Raw genomic sequence first — 11,280 nt, forward strand, 5'->3', positions numbered from 1 at the left:
AGATCCTTTCTTATTGGCCGCACAGCCCCTCTTCATTTTGCATTAATTCTGGAATGCATTCTGGTAACAACGACTGTCTCAATGAAAAGACTGATGAATAAAACTTTGATTGACACGTCAATAATTGACAGAGAAATTGCTTTTGCAATGAACAAGTGCTTCTGATATGGTGATATGAAAAAATGTCTGCTTTGGGGCAGGCACTCATCACTGTGCATTTGCAGCAGCCTTCTTGATCATCATGATACGCTTGCAGAACAAACGGTATGATTCGTTGATTTGCTTGTTGCAAAACGATTTGTAACGATTCGCAAATTGATTCGATTCGAATGTGATGATCAGATTGAAATATGGCCTGACTGTCTTTTTGCTGCTTTATTACAGTCCATATATGTCATACTTCTTGTAGGTGTTAGATGATGGATGCTAGAAAAGTGATTAGAGAGATCCAGCTGTGTGAGCAAGAGCTGAAATGGTATAAATGTACAGAGAACTGGTTTGATCCTGTTGAGCTTGGTGAATACATCTCTGCAATTGCTAATAGTGCTGCCATAGAAGGAAGATCCTATGGCTATTTCGTATGGGGAATCAATGATCAGACGCATGAGGTTACCGGTACAAGGTTTAATCCGAATTGTGATGTGAAGAAGGAACCGTTAAAGCATTTTCTGGCAAGACAGTTGTCTCCGGATCTGAATTTTCGCTTTGAAGAGAGTGAGAAAAATGGGAAGAAAGTAGTATTGCTTGTTATTCCTGCCGCTAAGATTGTGCCTGTTGCTTTTGGCCGTGAGCGTTATATCCGAATTGGCTCCAGTAAAGAAAATCTGCGCAGATATCCTGAGAAGGAATCTTATTTGTTCGATATCCTTCGTCATGGCAAGCCGACAATTGAAAATACACCATCACAGTTTCAGGACCTCTCGTTTGAGAAGCTGCTGATCTATTACGGGGCAAAAGGAATCAAACTGAATCCGAAAACATTTAAGAAGAATCTGTCTTTCTATACTGAAGATGGAAGATATAATATGCTGGCTCAATTGCTTTCTGATAATTCTCATATGCCGTTGCGGGTATCCATTTTCTCTGGGCCAAGTAAAGCAGACAAGCTGTATTCTGTCAGAGAGTTTGGCTACCAGTGCCTTTTGTACACATTGGATGAGGTGCTGCGCTATGGAGATGTGTTAAACATCATTCAGGCTGATGAGACAAACCGTGTGGTAGAGAGAAAAGATGTCCCCCTATTTGAAAATGCAGCGTTTCGTGAGGCTGTCATCAATGCGTTTGTTCATAATCTCTGGGTATCTGGCAATGAGCCAATGATTAGTGTGTTTTCAGATCGGATTGAAATTTTGTCCCGCGGCACCATTGATGGTGCACAGACAATGGAAGGCTTCTTTGCAGGAGAATCTGTACCGGTGAACAGAAAGCTGTCTGAAATCTTTCTGCAACTGCATATCAGTGAGAAGACAGGAAGAGGTGTTCCTGTCATTACAAAACTGTATGGCAGAGAGGCTTTTGAATTCAGAGAAAATTCTATTGTTGTGAAAATTCCGTTTCATTGGATCAATGTGATGGGTGAAAAGAGTGAAAATAAGCAAAAGAGTCCTAAGAATGAACGCGATAGAAATGATCATGTAAACGTCCATTTATCACAAAATCAGCAGAAGATTCTGAATGAATTAGAACAGGAACCTGGTATGACAAAACAGCAGTTAATGAAGGCAATCGGGGTTGGCAAGACAACAATTGACAGGGGCATTGCTTTTCTTAAAGAACATGGACTGCTGGAACGAGTTGGATCTAATAAGACGGGCTATTGGCACGTATTATAAGAAAGAAAATGCCTGCTATTGGGGCAGACATTCATCACTGTACGCTTGCAGCAGCTTTCCTGATCATCAGGATGCGTTTACAGAACAGGCGGTATGATTCGTTGATTCTCTTATTGGAAATGTTGGTTGTGGACTGGTATTTGACAAGCTGGTTGCCATATGCCCTTGGCAAACCATCCAGAGCATTGAAGTCATATCTTTTGAGGTCAATGTAATCCAGCAAAATCTCATGGGAGAAGTTTCTGGCATTAAACAGTTTGCATGACTGGCTATGATACTGTTCAAAGATTTCATTGTCATCCACCAGACAGCCAAGTCCTGTACCAGTATCAAAGACAGGTGCACATTGCAGCCATCTGCCAGTATTGGCATCCACCAGAATGCCAAGATTCTGGTTATGGCGGTCGGTGTTCATCATCAGATAATCCATGACCAGCATGTCAGAAAGGCGCTGCTTGCCATCTTTGATGCCATGGCTTTCCAGAGCGCGGATATAGTCATCATACTGGAATTTCTTGGCATCGGAATGCACACTGTTCAATACGTCTCCGGCGGTAACCAGGTCCACATCTTCATTGGTCATAGCCGGACAGACAGAGACCAGGTTGTTTTCATATATTTCGTTGTTGTAGGGAACTGCCTGGATGCCAAGCTGATGGGCTATGCGGCATGCCAGCCATTCATTGACGGGTTCCTGCTGATAGAAGGGGGTTCCGCCCTTGAGCAGAAACAGATTGCCATTGCGCCTGAACCATGCTTTGCGGTGATAGCCGCAGGTTGTATTATTGGGCGTGTGGCGGGCATTGTGGCCGGCTCTGGCTCCAACATTGGAGAACATGGCAAGGCCAAAACCCTGCTGATCAAAGGAGCGGTGGAAGAAGTTGACTTCTTTCCAGGTAATTGGATCATCCTCTGCTTTACGCCAGAAGGTATCAGAGACAGACAATGCATATTCACGCTCCAATAGTTCCAGGGGATCTTTGATCTCCAGTCTTTCCTCCAATTGCAAAAGGCCAACCCGGTATCCTGGGATCCCACGCCAGCGGTACCAGTGGTTCAGCCTGTGCAAAGAGATCGTGCCATCTTCGTGGGTCACACCCACTGGCAACAGATCTGGATTGATGATTTCCACGTCCTCTCCAAAGGCATGGCGGCCAAAATCAAAGCTGCCCTGCAGGACGGGTTTGTCTTTGTGCATCAGCACATAGACGGTATTTTTCTTCTTAAATGTAAAGAGTGGCATATACCAACATTGTAGCGGAAATAGAAGACAATTTGTCAATGAAAATGGTGATTTTGCACATTAGGTGATGGCCCCCTGCTTTTCATCAGAATAGGATTCTGTCAGAATGATATTGGTAAGGGAGCATTCGTATGGAACAGGAAGAAACTGAGCAGAAAACGTCAGATTCAGCATCTTTAAATGAATTGCTGAAGATTCTGGAACAAAGCGAAGAAGATGTGCGCAATGGCAGAGTGGCACCATTCAGTAAGACAATACAGAGCCTGGGAGAAGAACTGCAGAAAAATCTGTCATTGTGGTAGTGCAATGCATTATCATATTCATACAAAAACAGAATGATTTTGGAAAGGAGGACACAGGCATGAGTAAAGAACTGAAAGTTTGCTGTTCAAAAGAGTTTGATTGGTTTAAATCAGAGACCTGCCACGAATTGAAACGGCTTGGTGATGCAGATTTTATCTATGCTGTATTGCATGAGAACCGGATTCCAAATTGCTGGAAGGAAGGAAAGTGTTTTGAGTCTTTGTACTATTACAGTATGGTCAAGTATCTGTTTCGCATTCATCATCTTTCGTATGAGATGCCATACAAAGATCTTGAGCATATTAAGCTGAAGAGTGTTTGTGTTCCTTCCGGGGCTGTCATGTGGGATGCTCATGATCCGGCAATGAAGATGTGTCATAGATGCATTGATCAGGCAATTCCTGAGTTTATGGAGCATAACATTGCAGAAGGAGATATCCGTGATGTCGCATGATTTTTCCAGAGATACAATTGATAACTATCTTCGGCAATTGGGAAGAGCTTATCGAAAGCTTGCTGGAAAGACTGCGCATGCAGAAATTGTTCTGATCGGCGGCAGCGCCATTATTGCTAATTACAATTTTCGTAATGCTACAACTGATATTGATGCATTGATAGAAAAGGGATCACTGCTGCATGATGCTATCAGAAGCGTGGCAAATGAAAATGATCTGCCTGTAGACTGGATGAATTCGGATTTCATGTATACATCTTCATACAGTGACCAATTACGCAGATACAGCAGATATTACAAGACTTTCTATAATGTGCTGGAGGTGCGCACTATTTCCGGAGAATATCTGATTGCTATGAAGATGAGAGCATATCGCTACTATAAGCATGATATCAGTGATGTGATTGGTATCTTTATGGAACAATATGAGCAGGGCAATCCATTGTCCTATCAGAAGGTAATGGATGCATATCAAAAACTATATGGTTCATTAGACAATCTTCCTGCAAATATAAAAGATCAGATCAAGCAATATTCTTCAATGACGGATGATGAACTGGAATCAGAGTATCAGAGAGATCAGGCTGCAGAAACCCAGGCGGCAAAGGAATTGAAAGAGTTATTAGCAGATCAGCCGGATTTTTCGGATGAAAGCATTGCAAATACACTATCAAAAGATGCATTTGAGCGTGTAATCAATTCATCAGATGATAAGAATGAGCGGTGAAAGCCGCTTTTTATCATGGCTTCTCATTTCTGTGTTCTCATTTTCATGAAAATCTTCTCAGTTTCATCGCTAATGAAACTGAGAGTAAAATTATGAAATTGATAGATTTGTGCATTGCTTATTCTGAATGTGTCAGTTTGATGAAACTTAAGAGAATCTTAAGATCTCGATATTGCATGACAATAGATATGACAGTATGATCGCAACTTGGAAAACGTGCTATGTCTGTAAGGCATGACCTGTGGAAGGAGGTTTGCACATGGCATATACAGATCTGATCTACCTGCTTTTATTTCTGCCATGCTGTATATTGATCTATCAGCTTGTACCGGTACGATTCCGCAAGTATGTACTGTTATTGTTCAGCTGGATGTATTTCATTCTTTGCAGCAAGAAACTGATCATCTGTCTGTTAGCCACAACCTTGTTTGTCTATCTCATGGGTCTTGTCATTGACAAGGCCCCAAAGAAATCCAGAACAAGAAAAGCATTGTTTATCCTTGGATTATTTGGATTGTTTGGTACTTTGCTCTATGTGAAATATACAAATTTCTTTATCCGGATTATCAATGATCTTGGTCATCATTCTCTTTCTGCTCTGACAATTGCCGCTCCAATTGGCATTTCCTTTTATACGCTGGAAGCAGTGAGCTATTTAACAGAAGTATACTGGGGCAGAGAGAAAGCAGATCATGATTTCTGTTCGGTTGCACTTTTCCTGAGCTTTTTCCCACAGATCATGGAAGGTCCGATTGCAAGGTATCAGGATACCGCAGCACAGTTAACCAAAGGCGAAGGTGTTCATCTTGCTGCACTGCAGGCAGGCTGTGTGAGGATCCTGTGGGGATTATTCAAGAAGATGGTCATTGCAGACCGGCTGAATACAGCTGTGAATGTGTTGTTTACCAATTACACAAGTTATACCGGAGCAATGACAGCTGTATCAGGGATCTTCTATGCAGTGCAATTGTATATGGAGTTCTCTGGGGCTATGGATATAGTCATTGGCTCGGCACAGATGTTTGGCATTACATTGCCGGAGAATTTCAGGCAGCCATTCTTCTCACAGTCTGCGGCAGAGTTCTGGCGCAGATGGCATATTACCCTTGGTGTCTGGTGTAAGACATATCTGTTTTATCCGGTAACGACTTCCAAGCTTTGCATGAAGTGGAACAAGTATGGCAAGAAGAAGTTTGGCAAATACATAACCAAGATCGGTATCTGTGCCATGTCTTTGACACCGGTGTGGCTGTTCAATGGCATCTGGCATGGACCGCAGATGAACTATATTTTCTATGGCATTTACTACCTGGTCATCCTGATGATCGGCGAAATGCTGGAACCAGTCAAGAAGGCATTCTACAAGAAGACTGGCTTCAATAAGAACAATGTGTTCTGTCATACATTCCGTATTGTACGCACCTGGGTGATTCTGTTTACTGGTGAGATGTTCTTCCGCGCCAATGGTTTAAGAGCTGGTCTTGCTATGTTTAAACGTATCTTTGAGAATTTTCATCTTTCTGCCCTGTGGAATGATGGCGGACTGATGTCATTGAATCTGGATCATCATGACTATCTGGTGATTGGCATCGGCATCCTGGTTGTCTTGATCTATGACATTCTGAAAGAGAATAACATCGATGTCTATGATGCTGTGAGCAGGCAGAAGGCACCGGTGAGATGGGCTTGTGTGTATCTGCTGTTGTTTGCGGTGATTATCTTTGCTGCCTATGGCACAGGTTACGATAAGGTAGGGTTAATCTATGCAGGGTTCTGAGAAGAAAAGCACAATAAAGAAGATCTGGCTGCGCTGTATTGCTTTTTTTGTGATCCTGGGGGTATTGCTCAGTGTGGTATCAGAAGGATTTCTGTATACGGCAATAGAAACACAGGATTCCAATGTTTTGAAGCGCAATGGTGCTGAGGCAGATCTTCTGACACAGGATGAAGACAGTATTGATGTGCTTGTATTAGGGGACAGTGAAGCCTATTCAACTTTCTCACCATTGCAGGTGTATCACTATACAGGCATCACTTCCTATGTGGCAGCCCAGCCGTTACAGAATATTGCAGAAATGAAACATATGCTTACCGTGGCATTATCTACCCAGCATCCTAAAGTGGTGATGCTGGAAACGGATGTCTTCTATCGTGATATTGGTTCTGTTACCGGCATGGAAGATATTCTGGAAGAAAGCCTGAATACATTGTTTCCGGTATTTCAGTATCACAATATATGGAAGATGCTTGGTGCAAGTGACTATACAACAAATACTTCCTGGAAAGGATACTGTCTGAATAAGGGTGTGAATGCCTATACTTCATTGGATTCGTATATGACAGCCAGCACGCAGCAGAAGAAATTATTCTGGCTGAATCTGGTTGTTCTGAAACAGATCAAACAGGAAGTGGAAGATGCCGGGGCACAGCTTGTTCTGTTCAGTGCGCCTTCGCCAGTAAACTACAATATGGCAAAGCATAATTATCTGAAATCTCTTTCCGAAGAATGGGATATTACATATATTGACTGTAATACGATTGCGGATGAGATTGGCATAGACTGGAGTAAGGATACAAGAGATGCCGGTGATCACCTCAATGATTCTGGTGCCTGGAAGGTGACAGATTATCTGATCAGTATCCTTGAAACGATGGATCTGCCGGATCATAGAGGTGATTCTGATTACAGCAGCTGGGATGAGATGGCAGATCAGTTCCTGGATCAGGTTAATGAAAATATCAAGCAAATCAATTCGCAGACGTGAGGTGCATGGGAGATCATGCATCTTTTTTGATGAGAGGAAAGATTGCCGTGTGAGTGATCGCATGGAGAGACAGGTAGTGAATGAATAACGACGATTTTCGGGAATGTTTACAGATTTCAAAAAGTGTAGACATCTATCTGACTTCGCAATGTTTTGATAACTCTGCCGATTTACATGATTTGTATCCTGGATCAGCAGAATCATCAGAAAAATCAGCAGATTGACAGCAGAATATCCTGCCTCATATGAGACAGGTGTGACTGTTTCTTTATAACAGCGGTTTTGCAAAATAGTTGCTCTAATGATGCAAGCAGTTGCTTTATCTAAGAAAATAGTTGCTCTCATTTCGATTTTGTTGCTGTAATTACCAATCGTTGGATTATTAACAAACGAGATATTCTATTGTCAGGAAAAACCCAGTATGATTCATATATCAAAGGAGCATAGAAAAAATGAGCATTGAGAAATATGATGCGCTGTGGATGTCCAGGGTATACCGGGATCTTGCTATTTCTGAAGAACAGATTGCATCAGGAGAGACAAGACCTGCACAAGAGGCATTAGCAGATCTAAGAAAGAAATTGGGACTTTTTTCTTCAGATATAAAGAGAGATTGAAATATTGTGCTGCGATGTTCCTTGATATCTGCTTGCAAAACAGCAGATATTTTTATGTGGGAGGATATCAGACTGTGCATTAGCAAATGAATTTCAGTTCTAAAACGTCAAAAATATGAAGTATTTCATATTTTTGACGCTAAAAAGATGAAATACTTCATGAAATATACGCATTATGATACCTGATAATGATAGAATACAAATAAAGAAAGTCAGGGGCCAGGCATATGTATCGGAAATTTTATGAAGTAATTAGAAAATGGGAACAGGATCAGATTCAGAAGCCTTTGATGGTGATTGGGGTCAGGCAGGTTGGTAAAACCTGGCTGATCAAGAAGTTCTGCCAGGATGTATATCATGACTATGTCTACATTAATTTAGAGGAGAGGAATGATATTGCGTCGGTTTTTGATGGCAGTCTTGAGCCTGAAACCATTCTGATGAAGATTTCGCAGCTGCTTGGCAGAGTGATCGATGAAAAGACGCCGGTGTTCTTTGATGAGATCCAGTGCTGCGAGCGGGCTGTGACGGCCATGAAGTATTTCTGTGAGTCAGAGAAGAATTACCGGATTCTTTGTGCCGGAAGTCTGCTGGGTGTGAAAATACGGCGTTTCCAGAGTTCTTTTCCGGTTGGCAAGGTTCACATTGTACAGATGTATCCTCTTGATTTTGAGGAATTCCTGCTTGCCTGTGGAGAGCAGCTGCTGCGGGATGGCATACGTGATGCGTATTCTTCCCGGAAGCCTCTGGCACAGGGCATTCATGAGAAGGCACTTCATTTGTATCAGGATTATTTATATGTGGGCGGCATGCCAGAGGCTGTGCAGTCCTATCTTGATCATGGCAAGAATGCACTGGAAGTGGATTCTGTCATTTATGACAACCTGATACTTGCCTATCTTGCGGATATGGCCAAGTATGTGACTTCCCCACAGGAGTCCGTTAAGATCACGCAGGTATACAATTCAATACCAAGGCAGCTTGCCAAAGAAAACCCGAAGTTTCAATACAGCCAGGTCCGCTCGGGTGCTAACAGCCGTGATTTCAGCGGTCCGCTGGACTGGCTGGATGCCTCAGGCATGGTGTATGCGGTGCATGGTCTGCAGGCACCTTTATCCCCGCTGAAAAGCTATGTGGACGAGAACAGCTTCAAGATTTATCTGTCGGATGTTGGCTTATTGAGGCATAGCTGCGGCCTTCATTATCGGGATTTGCTGATGGAAAGTGTGAATATCTATAAGGGTGCTGTGACGGAAAACTATGTTGTTCAACAGCTGAAAGCTGCTGGCAAAGAACTGTATTACTATAAGCCATCTTTGAGTATGGAAATTGATCTTGTTCTGGATCTTGATGAACAGATTATTCCGGTAGAGATCAAGTCTGGACGTCATAAGCGTTCTACCAGCCTGCAGAATTACCGGAACAAGTATCATCCTGCCTATGCAGTACGTATTTCTGCTTTGAACTTTGGCTGGCATGATGAATTGTTCTCTGTTCCACTCTATGCTGCCTGGTGCCTGTAGTACAAAAATCCTGTTTCTGCTAAGATTTTTCTGTTGAAGTTTTAGGAAATGGGTTATCATTGTCCGGTAAAGCAATAGGAGGGGGCTTCGTGGGAAAAGAAGTAAATGCCAGCAATACGCTGGAAGATCCGTCGATGAATAATAACGGCGGCAATGATGAAGTAGAAATTGATCTTGGTGAGATCTTCTATCTTCTGTGGACACACATTGTCCAGATTATTGGTTTGTTTATTGCAGGTGCGGTGGTTGTCTTCCTGCTGACCTTCTTCCTGGTGACACCAAAGTATACGGCCACGGCAAGGATGTATATCACATCCGGTTCCAATTCTGTGGTGGATCTTTCTTCGCTGCAGGTCAGTTCCCAGCTGAAAGCTGACTATCAGGAACTGATCAAGTCCAACACGATTCTGCAGGATGTGGTTGACAATCTGTCTCTGGATGAGGATGTGGATACGCTGAAGGGACAGGTTACGGTGACCAATCCTTCGGATACGCGTATTCTGAATCTTTCTGTGACAACAACGAATGCACAGCTTTCTGCGGATATTGCCAATGAGCTTGCCAAGCAGGCTAAGACGTATCTGCCGAAGGTGATGAAGTCGGATGAGCCGAATGTGTTTGAGGAGGCGCAGGTGCCTGATCATAAGTCTTCGCCTTCTTATCAGAAGAATGCGCTGATTGGCGGTCTTCTGGCTGCGTTGTTATATTGTGCTGTCATTATTATCAAGCATGTGACGAATGATACATTTGTGACACCGGATGACATCAATAAGGTGTTTGGTGTACAGCCGCTGGCTGCGATTCCGGAGGGCAGAAAGCCTGGCCAGAAGCGCCGCAGAAAGAAGGTGGACTAAGCAGTCATGAAATCATTAACTTTGAATAAACTGCCGGAGCTTCCTTTTGATGTGCAGGAGGCTGTGAATCAGCTTCGGATTAATCTGTCTTTTTCGGGTACGAATGTAAAGAAGGTATTGATTACTTCTTCGGTTCCAAATGAAGGGAAGTCGTTTGTTTCGGTGTCTTTATGGAGATCGATTGCATCGGTTGGGAAAAGGGCACTTCTGATTGACTGTGATCTGCGTTTGTCGGAAATGCGGACAAAGCTGGATATTACAACAAGTGAGAACTTTGTCGGCATTGCCCACCTTCTCTCTGGTCAGGCGGACATTCCCGACGTGATCTATCGGACGAATGTTCCCAATGGCTATATGATGCCTGTAACAAATCTTGTTGCAGATCCAACGTTCCTTTTGGAAAGTGACCGCTTTGGTGAGATGCTGGATTCGTGTTCCAAGACATTTGACTATATTATTCTGGACTGCCCGCCGTTAGGTTCGGTTGCGGATGCTTTGAATATTTCCAAATATGTAGATGGTTCTGTGCTGGTTGTGCGCAGCGGTAGTACAAACAAGAGACTGGTGATGAGTTCTGTACAGTCTTTGAAACGTGCTGGTTCACCGCTTCTTGGCATTGTGCTGAATAGAGTGGATACAAGACGCGGCTCTGGTAGCTACTATTACAAAGACTATTATTCTTATGGTGCTGAGTATTATCACCAGAAAGGTAAGAAAGAAAAATAAGAAAAGGCTTTCTGTACAATTTGTCTGGAATTAGCGGGATGAACTGTAGTATAGTCTATAAGACGTATCAGAGAGATATGGGAAAAGCTGTTCGATGAACGGCTTTTTTGTGTGACGGGCAGTCACACTCATACAGAAACGCAATAGTGCGTTGTCAAAGTAATCCAAGAAAGGATAGAACTGGATGGAAAACATGAAAGCGTATGAAGTAGAACCCTAGTGAAGGTGAAAAGCCT

General features: G+C 42.9%; 11 protein-coding genes. 10 read left to right on the forward strand and 1 reads right to left on the reverse strand.

All coding sequences use genetic code 11. The features are described 5' to 3' along the window. Positions 1–434: 434 nt before the first annotated feature. A complete protein-coding gene (locus MOZ60_RS06290) occupies positions 435–1,832 on the forward strand; it encodes an RNA-binding domain-containing protein (protein ID WP_370596023.1) in 1,398 nt (465 codons plus the stop codon). Between the two features lie 34 nt (positions 1,833–1,866). On the opposite strand, the gene MOZ60_RS06295 is transcribed toward MOZ60_RS06290, so the two are convergent. After that, positions 1,867–3,075 carry a HipA domain-containing protein gene (locus tag MOZ60_RS06295; RefSeq protein WP_370596024.1) on the reverse strand — a complete coding sequence of 403 codons (1,209 nt, stop codon included), beginning with the start codon at positions 3,073–3,075 and terminating at the stop codon, positions 1,867–1,869. A gap of 131 nt (positions 3,076–3,206) precedes the next feature. Between MOZ60_RS06295 and MOZ60_RS06300 the strand changes: the two genes are divergently transcribed. The 9 genes from MOZ60_RS06300 (at position 3,207) to MOZ60_RS06340 (ending at position 11,044) form a co-directional block, all read left to right on the forward strand. Then, positions 3,207–3,377, forward strand: a complete 171-nt coding sequence (locus MOZ60_RS06300; RefSeq protein ID WP_331348275.1) for a hypothetical protein — start codon at positions 3,207–3,209, stop codon at positions 3,375–3,377. Positions 3,378–3,436: 59 nt separating this feature from the next. Next, positions 3,437–3,832, forward strand: coding sequence for a hypothetical protein (locus tag MOZ60_RS06305; RefSeq protein ID WP_331348276.1), 396 nt, complete (start codon positions 3,437–3,439; stop codon positions 3,830–3,832). Continuing rightward, positions 3,822–4,559, forward strand: a complete 738-nt coding sequence (locus tag MOZ60_RS06310) for a DUF6036 family nucleotidyltransferase (RefSeq protein WP_370596025.1) — start codon at positions 3,822–3,824, stop codon at positions 4,557–4,559. The genes MOZ60_RS06305 and MOZ60_RS06310 overlap by 11 nt, the downstream gene beginning before the upstream one ends. A 259-nt stretch (positions 4,560–4,818) precedes the next feature. Further along, complete coding sequence (locus tag MOZ60_RS06315; RefSeq protein ID WP_370596026.1) at positions 4,819–6,336, forward strand: MBOAT family O-acyltransferase; 1,518 nt, start codon at positions 4,819–4,821, stop codon at positions 6,334–6,336. Then, positions 6,323–7,324 (forward strand): hypothetical protein, encoded by a 1,002-nt coding sequence (locus MOZ60_RS06320; RefSeq protein ID WP_370596027.1) that lies wholly within the window; start codon positions 6,323–6,325, stop codon positions 7,322–7,324. Before MOZ60_RS06315 ends, MOZ60_RS06320 begins: the two co-directional genes overlap by 14 nt. 452 nt (positions 7,325–7,776) lie before the next feature. Then, complete coding sequence (locus MOZ60_RS06325; protein WP_370596028.1) at positions 7,777–7,941, forward strand: hypothetical protein; 165 nt, start codon at positions 7,777–7,779, stop codon at positions 7,939–7,941. 227 nt (positions 7,942–8,168) lie between these two features. Beyond that, positions 8,169–9,464 carry an ATP-binding protein gene (locus MOZ60_RS06330; protein WP_370596029.1) on the forward strand — a complete coding sequence of 432 codons (1,296 nt, stop codon included), beginning with the start codon at positions 8,169–8,171 and terminating at the stop codon, positions 9,462–9,464. Between the two features lie 89 nt (positions 9,465–9,553). Beyond that, positions 9,554–10,318, forward strand: a complete 765-nt coding sequence (locus MOZ60_RS06335; protein ID WP_370596030.1) for a YveK family protein — start codon at positions 9,554–9,556, stop codon at positions 10,316–10,318. A 6-nt stretch (positions 10,319–10,324) separates the two neighbouring features. Further along, on the forward strand, positions 10,325–11,044 hold the full coding sequence (locus MOZ60_RS06340) for a CpsD/CapB family tyrosine-protein kinase (protein WP_370596031.1): 720 nt from the start codon (positions 10,325–10,327) through the stop codon (positions 11,042–11,044). Positions 11,045–11,280 lie beyond the last annotated feature (236 nt).

The sequence above is a fragment of the Grylomicrobium aquisgranense genome (genome assembly GCF_033971865.1).
GTDB classification, from domain to species: domain Bacteria; phylum Bacillota_I; class Bacilli_A; order Erysipelotrichales; family Erysipelotrichaceae; genus Bulleidia; species Bulleidia massiliensis.

Excerpts from the sequence above, each read along its gene's own strand:
- MOZ60_RS06295 (WP_370596024.1), bottom strand. The coding sequence starts at position 3,075 with ATGCCACTCTTTACATTTAAGAAGAAAAATACCGTCTATGTGCTGATG.
- MOZ60_RS06300 (WP_331348275.1), top strand. The coding sequence starts at position 3,207 with ATGGAACAGGAAGAAACTGAGCAGAAAACGTCAGATTCAGCATCTTTA.
- MOZ60_RS06305 (WP_331348276.1), top strand. The coding sequence starts at position 3,437 with ATGAGTAAAGAACTGAAAGTTTGCTGTTCAAAAGAGTTTGATTGGTTT.
- MOZ60_RS06310 (WP_370596025.1), top strand. The coding sequence starts at position 3,822 with ATGTCGCATGATTTTTCCAGAGATACAATTGATAACTATCTTCGGCAA.
- MOZ60_RS06315 (WP_370596026.1), top strand. The coding sequence starts at position 4,819 with ATGGCATATACAGATCTGATCTACCTGCTTTTATTTCTGCCATGCTGT.
- MOZ60_RS06320 (WP_370596027.1), top strand. The coding sequence starts at position 6,323 with ATGCAGGGTTCTGAGAAGAAAAGCACAATAAAGAAGATCTGGCTGCGC.
- MOZ60_RS06325 (WP_370596028.1), top strand. The coding sequence starts at position 7,777 with ATGAGCATTGAGAAATATGATGCGCTGTGGATGTCCAGGGTATACCGG.
- MOZ60_RS06330 (WP_370596029.1), top strand. The coding sequence starts at position 8,169 with ATGTATCGGAAATTTTATGAAGTAATTAGAAAATGGGAACAGGATCAG.
- MOZ60_RS06340 (WP_370596031.1), top strand. The coding sequence starts at position 10,325 with ATGAAATCATTAACTTTGAATAAACTGCCGGAGCTTCCTTTTGATGTG.